Origin of the sequence: Micromonospora sp. NPDC047527 (assembly GCF_040643015.1) — a bacterium.
Classification (GTDB): domain Bacteria; phylum Actinomycetota; class Actinomycetes; order Mycobacteriales; family Micromonosporaceae; genus Micromonospora.
The window spans coordinates 125,681-139,370 of the sequence record NZ_JBEYTK010000001.1; the positions used below are offsets into that span (position 1 = coordinate 125,681).

The window sequence follows — 13,690 nt, forward strand, 5'->3', positions numbered from 1 at the left end:
CATGGACTTCACGCTCACCGAGGAGCAGCAGGACTTCCGCGCCCTGCTCCGCACGTTCGTCGACCGGGAGATCATCCCGGTCGCGCGGGAGTGGGAGCAAACCGGGCGGTACCCGACGGAGATCGTGCGGGGGATGGCCGAGATGGGGCTGTTCGGCATCACCGTGCCGGAACAGTACGGCGGCCTCGACCTCGACCCGGTCTCGTTCGCGCTGGTGTTCGAGGAACTCGCCCGCGGCTGGATGGGCATCGCCGGCATCCTCGGCAGCCACTCCCTGGCCTGCCGGATGATCGCTATACACGGCACCGAGGAGCAGAAGCAGGCCTACCTGCCCGACCTCGCCACCGGCGCCCGGCGGACCGGCATCGGCCTCACCGAGCCGGACGCCGGCACCGACCTACAGGGCATCCGCACCACCGCCCGCCTCGACGGCGACCACTACGTCGTCAACGGCACCAAAATGTGGATCACCAACGCGCGGTACGCCGACCCGCTGCCGGTGCTGGTCAAGACCGACCCGCACGCCACGCCCACGCACACCGGCATGAGCGTGCTGCTCGTCGACGCGACGCTTCCGGGCTTCCAGGTCCTGCGGGACATCCCGAAGCTCGGCTACAAGGGCACCGAGTCCTGCGAGATCCTCCTCGACAACGTGCGGGTGCCGAAGGACCGGTTGCTCGGTGGCGTCGAGGGCGTCGGCCTCAAGCAGGCGTTGTCCGCCCTGGAGTGGGGCCGGGTCAACATCGCCGCCCGGTCGGTCGGCATCGCGCAGCGCGCCCACGACGAGGCGCTGGCCTACGCCCAGCAGCGCAAGGCGTTCGGCAAGCACATCGCCGAGTTCCAGGCGATCCAGCTCAAGCTCGCCACCATCGCGATCCAGTTGCAGGCCGCCCGCCTGATGGCGTACTGGGCGGCCGACGCGGTCCGGCGCGGTCGCGCCGACGGGCAGACCGGGATGGCCAAGGTGTTCTGCTCGGAGGTGGCCCTCGATGCCGCGATCGACGCGATGAAGGTGCACGGCGGCTACGGCTACTCCACCGAGTTCGAGGTCGAGCGCCTCTACCGGGACTCGATCCTGATGAGCATCGGCGAGGGCACGAACGACATCCTGCGGACCGTCGTCGCGAAGGCGCTCGTACGCGGCGACGTGACGGTCTGACATTCCCACCAGGGCGGGTTCGTCGTGCCCGGCCGGCGACGGTGATCCCCGTAGCGGGGACGCCAGGGCGACCGTGCCGCCTCAGCGGTGTCCGCGGAGGCGGCACGGTCGCCGATATTCGAGCCGCGACGCCTACTCCTTCACACCGATGTTGTCGATCGGAGAGGCGCTGAGCAGAGTTCGGACGGGCCACACCGTGGTTGCCAACGCCAGCAGTGTCGTGCCGCCGAGCACCGCCACCGCACCGAGCGGCGGGACGTACGGGATGGGGCTGCCGGTCAGTCCGTTGACGATCGCGCTCAGGCTCAGCGCCGCGATCGTCGCGCCGATCAGCACCGCGGTGCCGAGCAGCCCAGCCTGTTCGGCCCGGACCATCCCCCGAATCTGACGGCGGGTGACCCCGACCAGTTGCAGCAACGCCAACTCGCGGCGGCGGGCCAGCGCGGCCATCACCATCGTGGTGGCCGCCGCCAGCGCCGCGTACCCCACCATCACGCCGATCAGCAGCCGGTTCAGCCAGGCGCCGAGCGCCAGATCGGTGCTGATCAGGCGCGTACGGGTGGCGGCGTCGAGAACCTCGGTGCCCGGTTGCCCAGCCGACCAGGTGGCCAATGCGGTGTCGGCCTCCGGGCCGGCGCTGACCAGGATCTCGTCGTTGGTGTTCCCGGCCATGTGCCCGGCGACCGTCTCGGCGGCCAGCGTGACGTCGCCGAAGCCGAGGCCACGGCCGTAGATCGCGATGACGTCCAGCGTGACAGGCGTGCCGTCGCCCAGCCAGAACTTCGCCTGATCGCCGATGTCCCAGCCGGACGAGGACGCCTGTATCGCAGACAGGGCGACCGTGCCCGCGCGGAGGTCGGCCAGGTTGCCCTCGCGCACGTCGAGGTCCATCGTCGACGTGATGCCGTTTGGGTCGACCGACTGCGCGCTGACCGGCTCGATTCCGCCGAGCGCCCGCACCACCACCTGCGTACGGCGCACACCAGTGGCCGCCTGCACCCCGGCCAACTCGCGGATCTCCCGCGCCGCGTCCGCCGGCAGCCCACCCGGAGCGACAAGCACCCGCTCGGCGAGGGTTCCCGCGCTGCTCTGCATGGTGGTCTGCCGTTCCAGGTTGTTCTGTAGGAACCAGACCGAGCCGCCGAAGCCCACGGACAGCACGAGGGCGGTCAGGACCGTCGCCATGCCCTGCGCGTTGGCCCGCAGGTTGGCCGCAGCCAGGTAGCCGCTGACCCGCCATATCCGCTGCAACAACGGTGTGAGCAGCCGAGCCGCGTACGCGTTGATCATCGGTGCGAGCAGCGCCACCGCGATGACGAACAGGTACAGCATGCCGACCGCACCGGCCAGCGCCCCGGTCGACCCGGCGACACCGAGCGTGAACGCCCCGGAGGTGCCGGCCGCCGCCAGCGTCAGCACGCCGGCGATCAGTCGCACCCGGCCGCTACGCCGAGGCTCGACAGCGATCTCGCCGAGCGCCTCGATCGGCTTGATCCCGGTGACCCGGCGTGCGGCGACCAACGCGGCGAGCACCGCCACGAGGACCGCCGTACCGACCGCGGCCGGCACCGCGAACAGGCCGCCGGCCATCGGGAAGCTGGCCGGCACAAACCCCCGCCCGACCAACTCGCCGTGGACCCAGCGGGCCGCCAGCAGGCCGGCCGGGCCGCCGATCGCAGAGCCGACCAGGGCGAGCAGGGCGGCCTCGGCGATCAGCATGCGGCGCACCTGCCCCGGCGTGGCCGCGACCGCGCGCAGCAACGCCAGGTCACGTCGACGGTGCCGGACGGACAGCCCGATGGTGCCGGCCACCACGAAGGCGATCAGCAGGACGACGTACCCCCCGAAAGCCAACCCGGCCTCGACCAGCAACGTCCGGGCGGCCTGGTTCTCCGACTGCTCGGCGTTCCCACGGTCCTTCCCGGCGTACGTCGTGGCACCGGCCGCCGACGCGATCTCGCGTACCGCGCCGAGGTCGGCGCCGGGCACCATCCGCACGCCGATCGCATCCACCCGGCCCGGGTGGGCGGACAACCGGGCGGCCTGCGCATCGGTGAAGAACACCTCGGCAGAACCGGTCTCGGCGGTTCCGCTCACCCGGTACGACTGTCTGACCCCGCCGACGACCAGGTCGATGCGGTCGCCGGGTGCCACGCCGAGCCGGGTGTCGACAAGCACCTCGTCGTCGGCCCGTGGCGCGGCACCCGCGGCGATGGGACGACCGGTGAAGGTGTACGTGTCCCAGCCGTGTCCCACTGCAGCGGGTGAGCCGATCACCACCCTTTCGTCGCCGGTGACGGCCGCGACGCCCGGCACCTGGCGGATCCGGTCCACCAGGGCCGCGTCCACCGTGCCGCCCTCGGGCAGCGTGACGGTGCTCGTGGTGGTTTCGCCGAACTCGGTGAACGTGTGGCTGACCGTGCGGTTGGCGACGACCACGTCGGCCGCGGCCCAGAGCCGTGGCTCCGCGCGGAAACGCAGCCCGGACTCGACGACGGTGCCCATCGCCACCAGGATCAGCACGCCGACGATCAGGGCCAGCAGGGTCGCGGCGGCGGGGCCGGCGCGGTGCCGCAGCAGGCGGGCGGCGAGCCCGGTCATGCGAGGACCCGCCGATCCAGCGACGCCAGGTGCTCGGCGATACGGGCGGCTCCGAGCTGCGGAAGGTCGGCGACGATCGCACCGTCGGCCAACACGAGCACGCGGTCCGCGTACGACGCGGCGATCGGATCGTGGGTCACCATCACCACGGTCAGCCCGTGTTCGTCAACGACCGCGCGCAGCAGCGTCAGCACCTCCGCCGCGGTCCGCGAGTCGAGGGCGCCGGTGGGCTCGTCTGAGAAGATCACCTCGGGGCGGGCGGCCAGCGCCCGGGCGATCGCCACCCGCTGCTGCTGGCCGCCGGAGAGCGCGGCCGGCCGGTGGTGCAGTCGGTCGGTGAGGCCGACCCGCTCGACCACCCGGGTCAGCCAGGCCCGGTCCGGACGGACGCCGGCCAGGCGCAGGGGCAGCACGATGTTCTCCTCGACGGTGAGCGCGCCGATCAGGTTGAACGCCTGGAAGACGAAACCGATCCGGGTACGACGCAGCTCGGTCAGGCGGGTCTCGGACAGCCCGGACAGGTCGGTGCCTCCGATGACCACCCGACCGGAGGTGGGCCGGTCAAGCCCGGCCGCAGTCTGCAGCAGCGTGCTCTTGCCGGACCCCGAGGGCCCCATCACCGCGGTGAAGGTGCCCCGGTCGAAGTCGACATCGATGCCGGCAAGCGCAGTCACCTGGTTACGGCCGGCGCCGTAGACACGGGTGAGTTGTTCGACGCGTACCGCCGGCTCGATGGTCTGTCCCGGATAGTCCGGCATTCTGGTGGCCTCTTTCCGTGTCAGCGGCAAGAACTGCGCGCACCAGAAACGCTATTGACGTGGGAGAACGGCGACCATCCCGCGGGCTGCCAGGTCCGGGGTACAGCAGGCGCTACCGCCGATCGCCGTTCAGGTAGCGCAGCACCGCGGTGACCCGGCGGTCGGCACGGTCGTCCGGTGGAAGCTGAAGCTTCGAGAAGATGCTGCGGATGTGCTTGTGCACCGCGCCGTCGGTGACGAACAGCCGCTCGGCGATCGCGCCGTTGCCAAGCCCTTCGGCCATCAGCCCCAGCACCTCACGCTCACGCGGCGACAGCTCGCTCAGTGCCGTGTCCGTCCGGCGGTTGCGGGCGAGCAACTGTGCCACCACCTCCGGGTCGATCACGCTGCCGCCGTCAGCGACGCGGTGCAGCGCGGCGAGGAACTCCTCGACCCGGCCCACCCGCTCCTTCAACAGATAACCGAGCCCGGCGGCGCCGACCGAGAACAGGTCGGTCGCGAAGGCCTGCTCCACGTACGCCGACAGGACCAGCACCGCGAGGCCGGGGCGGCGCCGCCGGGCCTCCACCGCGGCCACGATGCCCTCGTCGGTGTGGGTCGGCGGCATCCGTACGTCCACGATCGCGACGTCCGGCGCGTGTTCGTCGACGGCGACCAGGAACTCGCCCGGGGTACCGGCCGTGGCGACCACGTCCAGATCCTCCGCCCGCAGCAGCAGCGCCAACCCCTCACGCAGCAGCGCGTCGTCCTCGGCGATCACGATCCGCATGGCAGCTCCACGTCCATTCTCGTCGGCCCTCCCGGTGGGCTCGTCAGTGTCATCCGGCCGTCGTACGCCTCGACCCGCCGGCGGATACCGGTGAGCCCGGAGCCACGTGTCTCGTCCGCGTCGCCGTGCCCGTCGTCCTCGATGCTCACCAGCAGCCGGGCGCGCTCGCGGCGCACGGCCACGTCCACCTGGCTCGCACCGCTGTGCCGGACGACGTTTGTCAGCGCCTCGGCCACCACGAAGTACGCGGTGGCCTCGACCGAGGCCGCGCACCGCACAGCCACGTCCACCTCAAGTCGGCAGGGCACCACGCTGCTGCCGGCCAGGCCCGCCAGCGCGCCGACGAGACCCCGGTCATCCAGCACGGGCGGCAGGATTCCACGCACCACCGTACGCAGCTCGCCGAGTGCCTGTTCGGCAGCGTCCTGCGCCTGCCCGAGGATCTCGTCGGCGCGGTCCGGATTGCGGCGCAGGGCCCGCCGCGCGGCGCCCAGCAACACGTTGACGGCGACCAACCGGTTCTGGGTGCCGTCGTGCAGCGACCGCTCGATCCGGCGCAGTTCGACAGCGTGGGCGTCGAGCGCCGCGGCGCGGGTGGCGGTCAGCTCGGCCACCCGCAGCGACAGGTCGACACCCGGCGGCGGGGGCAGCAGCCACCGGCCCGGCCATGCCTGGAGACGGGCCAGCACCGGGCTGAACCAGATCGCGGCGGCCAGCCAGCCCACCCCGAGCAACCCGACCGCGAGTGCCTCGGACAGTCCGTCGATGCGCCACCAGACGATCCCCGGCGCGCCGGCGTCGGCAGGGAGCAGCCGGTACCACAGCGGGAATGTGACGTCCTGCACGGCATAGAGTGGCAGCGCGAGGCCGACCAGCCCGGTCACCAGGCCGATGAGCGAGTACAGCGCGACCCAGCCGAGCTCCCGGCGCACGAAGGGATCGCGCGCCGCCGTCCGCAACCCGGCCGGCACCGGCCCCGGGGTGGGGATCGGCTCGCCCCGGCGGGACAGCCGGGCGCGCTCGCGGTCGGCCACCGAGCGCACCGCTCGCAACGCACCAGGCGCCGCCAGCAGCCCCACCCTGGCCAGGCAGGTGACCGCCACGGTCGCCGCCCAGAGCAGCGCGCCCAGCGCCAGCGTGGCGGTGCCCAGGCCCCCGACAAGGTGCTCCAGGGCGTTGACCGAGGCGCGAACCTGGGCCTGCACGTACGCCATCGACCCCACCTCCTCCGCCAACATAGGCCACCGCGGGCACAGCCCAGCAACGCCCGGCGCGGAAGGTACAGCCTGCTGTACCACTGTCGTCGAGCTGGCGGGATCGTCGCCGCCGCGCCGCCCGCCTAGCGTTGACCACGTCGAGAAACATTCGTCAAAGGAGGCAGTCATGACCGATCCGTACCGCATCACCGAGGCCCCGGTCGCCGCACCGAAGAAGCCGGGCGGCCTGCTCCGTCCGCTGCTGTGGCTGGTGCTCGTCGTCAGCGCGGCGGCCAACATAGTGCTGTCGACCGCGGCGGACAACCAGTGGATCAGCTCGGCGTTCGGCCTGGTGGTGGTGCTCAGCGCGGTCGCGCTGATCGTCCACCACCGCCGTAACCGCGGGCGAGAGTCGTAGGGACACAAGCCTCACCCCGAGACCACCAGGCGACTCATGTTGCGGGATCGTGAGCTGCGGTGCTGTCGCGGATGGCTGGGCTTTGCGCCGCGCCGCGTGGCCTTGCCCAAATCATCTTAGTCATTAAGATAACTGCATGGGCTCATCGACTGACTTCTCGGTGGCAATCGCCGGCGCCGGCCTCTCCGGCCTCTGTCTCGCCCAGTACCTGATGCGCGCCGGCATCGACGTGCACGTCTATGAGCGGGACCCAGGCCCCTTCGTCCGGCGGCAGGGCTACCGGATCATCCTCGACCGGTACGGGCTGGAGGCGCTGCGCGAGAGCCTGCCCCGCCCGCTGTACAACCTCGCGCTGACAACCGGTGACGAGCCTGGCGGGCAGTTACGTTTCACCGACAGCCGGCTGCGGGACGCGTTCTCCATCACCTTCAAGGACGAGCCGCAAGCGACCCGCCAGGTCGACCGGCTGACCCTGCGGTCGATCCTGCAGTCCGGGCTGCACCGACGCATCCACTACGGCAAGGACGCCGTCGCGGTGGAGAGCGGAGGCCCCGCCGGGCTGCAGCTGCGGTTCGCCGACGGCGGGGCCGCCTCGGCAACCGTCGTCGTGGGCGCGGACGGCGTCGGCTCGGCGCTGCGCGCGCAGCTCATGCCGGACGCGGACCCGGAGAACACCCCGATGGCGGGCATCTACGGTCGGTCACCCCTGCGGCGCAACGGTCAGAGCGTCATCCCGGACGCGCTGCGTACCAGCGGGGTCCTGGCCATCGGCGACCAACCGGGGCGCGCCTTCTTCTTCACGTCCATGCGGTTCGGCGAGAATCCGCAGGAAGCGTTCGCGCGCTTGGCCCCGGGCAGCTATGCCCCCACCGGCGACGACTACGTCATGTGGGGACTACTGCTCCGGCAGGAGGAGGTGCCCATCGGCATCCGTGGCGACCTGCTGGCGCTGTGGAGACTGACCAGCCTGATGAGTGACGACTTCCACCCGCTCGTCCGGCGGCTGGTCGGCACCGCCGAGCTGGACGCCACAGTGCTCAACCTCTTCGCCACCGGCCGACGCCCGCACCGGTGGGCGGTGCCCCGGGCCACGATGATGGGCGACGCCGTGCACGTCATGCCGCCGTTCGGCGCCCACGGCGGCAACACCGCGCTGCGCGACGCCGCCCTGCTCGGCAGAAAACTGGTCGAGGCCCGGGCGAGCGGCGCGCCGGTGGAGGAGGCGATCGCCCGCTACCAGGACGAGATGGTGCCGTACGCCTTCCGCGCCGTCGACACCGCCGCCCGGCTGATGCGCCGCCTCACCGGGGGAGCGGCCGCGCCGCACTGGGTGCTGACCCGCGTGTTACCTCGACTGCACCGGGTGACCGTGCCGGAGGCATGATTGCGGCCATGTCCCACGACCCGGCCCGTACCTCCGCGATCGCCGATCTCATGCGCGCCGGGCGGGAGATGTCGCGGCTGTCCATGGTGTTCCGGTACGCCATCGCGGAGCGGCTCGGCCTCACCGTGAGCGACCTGGAGTGCCTGGACTACCTGGCCGACGCCGGATCCGCCACCGCGGGGCAGGTCGCCGAGCGGACAAACCTCACCACCGGGGCGGTGACCAGCATGCTGCGCCGGCTCAAGCAGGCGGGGTACGTGACGGCCGAGCGCGACCCGGTGGACCGGCGGCGGGTGATCGTCACTCTGCGGCCGGAGCGGATCGCCGAGCTGAAGCGACCGTACGAGCGGTTCGCCGAGCGGACGGCACGCCTCGTCGAGGGCTACAACGCCGAGGAGGTCCTGCTGCTGGTTCGGCACTATGACCGCATGCAGGCGATGTACCACGCCGAGCTGGACCGCCTCCGCAGCGGCCTGTCTGAGACGCCGTCGTTTGACGATTGAGGATCCTGTGGCCTCGCCCCGGTGGTGTTGAATGTAGACACAGAGAGGGGTGGCAATGCTGGAACTGGTGCTGTTGGTCGAACCAGAGCAACCGATCGGCGGCGAGCGGTTCGATGCCCTCACGCAAGCGCTCGGTGACGACCTGCGAATGGTGCCTCGACTGCAGGTCACGCTGGTCGGCGCCACGGGCCCGGTGCTCGGGACGAAGTCGGCAGAGGCGTGGGAGCTGGGCATGTTGGCGGTTGGTGGGCTCTTTTCCGCCACCACTGTGAGGGCCATCGCCTTGGTCGCCATCGCTTACGCCGAACGGACCAAGGCGCGGTCGATCCGCATTCGGCGGGGCGACATCGAGCTGGTCATCACCGGTAGCACCCAGATCGACGATCCCGCGCTCGTCGACGGGCTGGCGCGGCTAGTCGAGATGTCCGCAGAGGCAGGGCCGACCCATGTGTCGTCACCTGCCGCTGCCGCTGCCGCTGCCGCTGCCGCTGCCGCTACGGATCCCCTGCCTCGGTTGGGCGGGGCGGGAGCCTGAGCCGTGGGACAGCGGCTGGCCCTGCTCATCGCCAACGACCGCTACATTGACGAGTCGTTGGCCGACCTCTACGCCCCGCGCGAGGAGGCTCGCGACCTGCAGAGCCTGCTCGCCGACGCGGACATCGGGGCGTTCGACAGGGCAACCCTGCTGGAGAACGAGTCGAAGAGCTCGGTTGAGCGCAGCATGGAGATGATGCTGCGCGCGGCCGGCCCGGAAGACCTAATCCTGTTGTATTTCTCTGGGCACGGCATCCGTCGGGGCCCCAAGGGCCGCTTCTACCTGGCAGTCGCCAACACCGAGGCCAAGTACCTGTCGTCCACCGCCATCTCGGCGTCGTTCGTCCACGAACTGCTCGACGAGTCACCGGCTACCAGCTCGATCATCCTGCTGGACTGTTGCTACAGCGGTGCCTTCGAGCAGTCGAAGTCACCGACGGAGCTCAACCTGGACGGGGAGCTGAAGGCCGGGGACGGCCGGTACGTCATCACCGCTACCAACTCGATTGAGCGGGCCAGTGACGGCAGGCCGGCAACGGCGGCCACGCCGCGACAACGGTCGGCGTTCACCGAGACGGTGATCCAGGGACTGAGCACAGGGGCCGCCGACCTGACCGGACGCGGCCGGATTACCCCGGAGGACCTGTGGCGGTACGTGCACATGGAGCTGCCGAAGCGCACCACCGACCAGTCGCCCTGTCACTTCGGACGCGCAAGCAGCGAGGTACACATCGCGCTGTCCCGGGACGGACACCACCGGCAACGCGGGAAGCGGGACCAGCGTGATCCCCGGCTTGGTGACCTGCTCGGGCCGTTGAAGGCCGTGGACGACGTCAAGCTATGCGCAATCGAATGGCGGCAACGCGGCCTCCTGAAGGTGCCGGTCGGTCGCAGCGAGCGCATGGACGCGCCCTCCGGCGAGCCAGTGTCACTTGACCTCGGGTCCGCGGAGGGGCATCTGCTCATCGTGGGGCGGGCCGGGATGGGCAAGACCACCCTGCTGCGCACTATTATCGGCGGCCTCGCGCTCACCCACTCCGCCGACGAGGTGGTGTTCCACTGCCTCGAGTCGGGTGGCAACTGGTTGGGGCCGATGCGGCGCCTGCCGCACATGCAGACGGTGTTGGGCGACGACGAGGTCGAGGAGCTGGGCAAGCTGCTCACCCGAATCGAGGACGAGGTGCAGCGGCGCAAGCGGCTGTTCCGAGACCACGAGCTGGAGTCACCGGCGAGCCTGCGCGCCCGGCGGCGCCAGCTCCCGGGCGGCCCGTACCCGGACGTGTTCCTGGTGGTGGACCGCTGGCAGGACTTCGCGATGCTGCTGAGCGGCTTCACCAGCCGGGTAGTCGAGCTGGCGAACAGAGGGCTCGGGTACGGGTTCCACCTGGCCGTGCTCGATCGGAACTGGCGCTCTATCCCGGAGGAGCTGGCTGAACTACCGCAGCTGCGGATCGAGACCCGGCTGTCGCAGCCTGCGGACTCGATGGTTGATCCGGATCACGCGGCAAGACTGCCGCTGTCCATGCCCGGCTGGGCAATCCAGGGCCGGCGGATGTTCCGCATCGCGCTGCCCGAACTGACAGTGACCGACGTGGACCCGGAGCTCGAGTCGGAGTTGGACGAGGCCGCACCGGACGGAACGACCGCGATGATTTCGATGATCGCGGAGGCGTGGGGCGTAGGGACGTCGCAGTCGAGGCCGGGATCGGCGCACCTGGCCGGCGAGACCAGAGACGAGGCGTTGGAGGTGCTCGGCGTCGCGGACTACCAGGCTCTTCAGGACTTCGCCGGGCGGGTGACGCCAATGGGAGCCGACTACCTGCGGGTCCCCATCGGGTTCGAGCTGGGCGGTCAACCCGTCATGCTCGATTTCAAGGAGTCGGCCCAGGGCGGCATGGGTCCGCACGGCCTGGTCATCGGCGCCACGGGCTCCGGCAAGAGCGAGCTGTTGCGTACGGTGGTGGCCGCGCTGGCGGCGCGACACTCGTCCGAGACGTTGAACTTCGTCCTGGTGGACTTCAAGGGTGGGGCGACGTTCGCGTCGCTGGATGTTCTGCCGCACACCAGCGCTGTGATCACCAACCTGTCGGACGAGCTGGCGCTGGTGGACCGGATGGGCGACGCGCTGGCCGGTGAGCTGAACCGGCGGCAGGAGGTGCTGCGTGCGGCGGGGAACTACGCCTCGCGGCACGACTACGAGAGGGCGCGGGCGGCCGGTGAGCCGTTGGAGCCGATGCCGAGTCTGCTGATCATCTGCGACGAGTTCTCCGAGTTGTTGGCGGCAAAGCCCGATTTCATCGATCTGTTCGTGCAGATCGGCCGGGTCGGCCGGTCGCTGGGTGTGCACCTCCTGCTGGCGTCGCAGCGGCTGGAAGAGGGCAGGCTGCGCGGGCTCGACGTGCATCTGTCGTACCGGATCGGCCTGCGCACTTTCTCGGCGGTGGAAAGCCGGATCGTGCTCGGCGTGCCGTATGCGTACGAGCTGCCGAACGCGCCGGGGCACGGCTATGTCAAGGCCGGCAACTCGACGATGACCCGGTTTCGGGGCGCCTACGTGTCTCGACCGCCCGTGCAGTACGACGCCGAGCTCAGCGACCCTGCGGAGCGGCGGGCCGCCGACTCGATCCTGGACATCCTGGTGGAGCGTCTTCAGGGCCGGGGCCGGCCAGCGCACCAGGTGTGGCTGCCGCCGCTGGCCGATCCGCCAACGCTGGACAGCCTGCTGCCACCTCTATCGGCGCATCCGGAGTTCGGACTGTCCGCCAATTCGTGGCCGGGCCGTGGCGCGCTCACCGTGCCGGTGGGGGTGGTGGACCGCCCGTACGAGCAGCGCCGGGATCCGTTGATGGTCGAGCTGGCGGGTGCTGGCGGCAACGTGGTGATCGTCGGCACGGCGCTGAGCGGTAAGAGTACGATGCTGCGGTCGTTGCTAGCGTCGCTGGCGTTGACGCACACGCCGCGTGAGGTGCAGTTCTTCTGTCTGGATTTCGGCGGTGGGGCGTTGCGCAGCTTGGCGCAACTGCCGCACATGGCAGGGGTGGCCGGCCGGCGAGACACCGAGGCGGTGCGCCGTACGGTCGCCGAAGTGGTCGCGGTGCTCGACGAGCGGGAGGCACGATTCGCGCGGCACGGCGTCGATTCGATGGCGAGTTACCGGCGGCGTCGGGCGTCGGGGGAGTTCGCCGATGACCCGTTCGGTGACGTGTTCCTGGTGGTCGACGGGTGGAACACCCTGCGCGAGGATTACGAGGAGCTGGAGCAGACGATCACCACCCTGGCCAACCGGGGTCTGGGCTTCGGGGTGCACGTGGCGCTGACGGCGGTGCGGTGGGCGGAGATCCGGATCAACATGCGGGATCTGCTGGGCACCAAACTGGAGCTGCGTCTGGGTGACCCGGCCGAGTCGGAAATCGACCGCCGGTCCGCGATGAACGTGCCGGAGAAATCCCCGGGCCGGGGCCTGACCCGCGACAAGTTGCACTTCCTCACCGCGGTCTCGCGGATCGATGGCAGGCAGGACATCGAGGGTCTGACCGAGGCATCGGCGGAGTTGGCCGGGCGGCTGGCGGCGAACTGGCCCGGCCCGGTGGCCCCGAAGGTGCGGTTGCTGCCTCGCCGGCTCTCCATGGCCCAACTGGACCGGGTCGTCGACCGCACCGCGCCGGGCCTGCCGATCGGTGTTGACGAAGCGAGCTTGGCTCCGGTCTACCTCGATTTGACCGCCGATCCCCACCTGACAGTCTTCGGAGACGCGGAGAGCGGCAAGACCAACGTGCTGCGGTTGATCGCCCGGCAGATCGTCGACCGGTACACCCCGGCGCAGGCTCGACTGGTCATCGCCGACTACCGGCGGAGCCTGCTCGGCGCGGTGGAGGGGGAGCACCTGCTGGAGTACGCCGCGTCGAACCAGGTGTTCAGTCAGGGGTTGGAGTCGATCCATGCCGCGTTGTCCAACCGCCTTCCCGGGCCGGAGGTCGGCACCGCACAGTTGCGCGACAGGAGCTGGTGGAAGGGCCCGGAGTTGTACATCCTGGTGGACGACTACGACCTGGTGGCATCCGGCGGCAAGAATCCCCTCAGCGCACTGCACGAGTTGCTGGCGCGGGGCCGCGATATCGGCCTGCATCTGATCGTCACCCGGCGCATGGGTGGCGTGTCGCGGGCGATCTACGAGCCGGTATTGCAGCGGCTGCGCGAGTTGGAGTCGCCCGGCCTGTTGTTGTCCGGAAACCGGGACGAGGGTGCGGTCCTCGGCAATCTCCGACCGAGCCCGCAACCGCCCGGCCGGGGCACCCTGGTCCGCCGGCGCGACGGACAGCAGCTCATCCAGGTCGCCTGGAGCGAGCCTGGGTGACCCACGCGGTCGGC

The 13,690-nt window shown here is 70.6% G+C and carries 10 protein-coding genes; 6 read left to right on the top strand and 4 right to left on the bottom strand.

Annotated elements, in window-relative coordinates; genetic code table 11:
• Window position 1 precedes the first annotated feature (1 nt).
• Window positions 2-1,159: an acyl-CoA dehydrogenase family protein gene (locus tag ABZ808_RS00605; protein WP_356998876.1), complete on the top strand. Its 1,158-nt coding sequence runs from the start codon at window positions 2-4 to the stop codon at window positions 1,157-1,159.
• Between the two features lie 132 nt (window positions 1,160-1,291).
• On the opposite strand, the gene ABZ808_RS00610 is transcribed toward ABZ808_RS00605, so the two are convergent.
• The 4 genes from ABZ808_RS00610 to ABZ808_RS00625 all read right to left on the bottom strand — a co-directional run bounded on the left by ABZ808_RS00610 (window position 1,292) and on the right by ABZ808_RS00625 (window position 6,501).
• Window positions 1,292-3,760 carry an FtsX-like permease family protein gene (locus tag ABZ808_RS00610; RefSeq protein WP_356998878.1) on the bottom strand — a complete coding sequence of 823 codons (2,469 nt, stop codon included), beginning with the start codon at window positions 3,758-3,760 and terminating at the stop codon, window positions 1,292-1,294.
• Window positions 3,757-4,518, bottom strand: coding sequence for an ABC transporter ATP-binding protein (locus ABZ808_RS00615; protein WP_356998881.1), 762 nt, complete (start codon window positions 4,516-4,518; stop codon window positions 3,757-3,759). The genes ABZ808_RS00610 and ABZ808_RS00615 overlap by 4 nt, the downstream gene beginning before the upstream one ends.
• A 112-nt stretch (window positions 4,519-4,630) precedes the next feature.
• A complete protein-coding gene (locus ABZ808_RS00620) occupies window positions 4,631-5,287 on the bottom strand; it encodes a response regulator transcription factor (protein WP_356998883.1) in 657 nt (218 codons plus the stop codon).
• Window positions 5,275-6,501 (bottom strand): sensor domain-containing protein, encoded by a 1,227-nt coding sequence (locus ABZ808_RS00625; RefSeq protein ID WP_356998885.1) that lies wholly within the window; start codon window positions 6,499-6,501, stop codon window positions 5,275-5,277. The genes ABZ808_RS00620 and ABZ808_RS00625 overlap by 13 nt, the downstream gene beginning before the upstream one ends.
• 169 nt (window positions 6,502-6,670) lie before the next feature.
• Here ABZ808_RS00625 and ABZ808_RS00630 point away from each other — a divergent pair, with 169 nt between their 5' ends.
• The 5 genes from ABZ808_RS00630 (at window position 6,671) to eccCb (ending at window position 13,676) form a co-directional block, all read left to right on the top strand.
• Window positions 6,671-6,901 carry a hypothetical protein gene (locus ABZ808_RS00630; RefSeq protein ID WP_356998888.1) on the top strand — a complete coding sequence of 77 codons (231 nt, stop codon included), beginning with the start codon at window positions 6,671-6,673 and terminating at the stop codon, window positions 6,899-6,901.
• A 136-nt stretch (window positions 6,902-7,037) separates the two neighbouring features.
• Entirely contained in the window at window positions 7,038-8,285 is a 1,248-nt protein-coding gene (locus ABZ808_RS00635) for an NAD(P)/FAD-dependent oxidoreductase (RefSeq protein ID WP_356998891.1), read from the top strand.
• An 8-nt stretch (window positions 8,286-8,293) separates the two neighbouring features.
• Entirely contained in the window at window positions 8,294-8,788 is a 495-nt protein-coding gene (locus tag ABZ808_RS00640; protein WP_356998893.1) for a MarR family transcriptional regulator, read from the top strand.
• A 55-nt stretch (window positions 8,789-8,843) separates the two neighbouring features.
• Window positions 8,844-9,323, top strand: a complete 480-nt coding sequence (locus ABZ808_RS00645) for a hypothetical protein (protein WP_356998896.1) — start codon at window positions 8,844-8,846, stop codon at window positions 9,321-9,323.
• A 3-nt stretch (window positions 9,324-9,326) separates the two neighbouring features.
• Complete coding sequence (gene eccCb / locus ABZ808_RS00650; protein ID WP_356998898.1) at window positions 9,327-13,676, top strand: type VII secretion protein EccCb; 4,350 nt, start codon at window positions 9,327-9,329, stop codon at window positions 13,674-13,676.
• Window positions 13,677-13,690 lie beyond the last annotated feature (14 nt).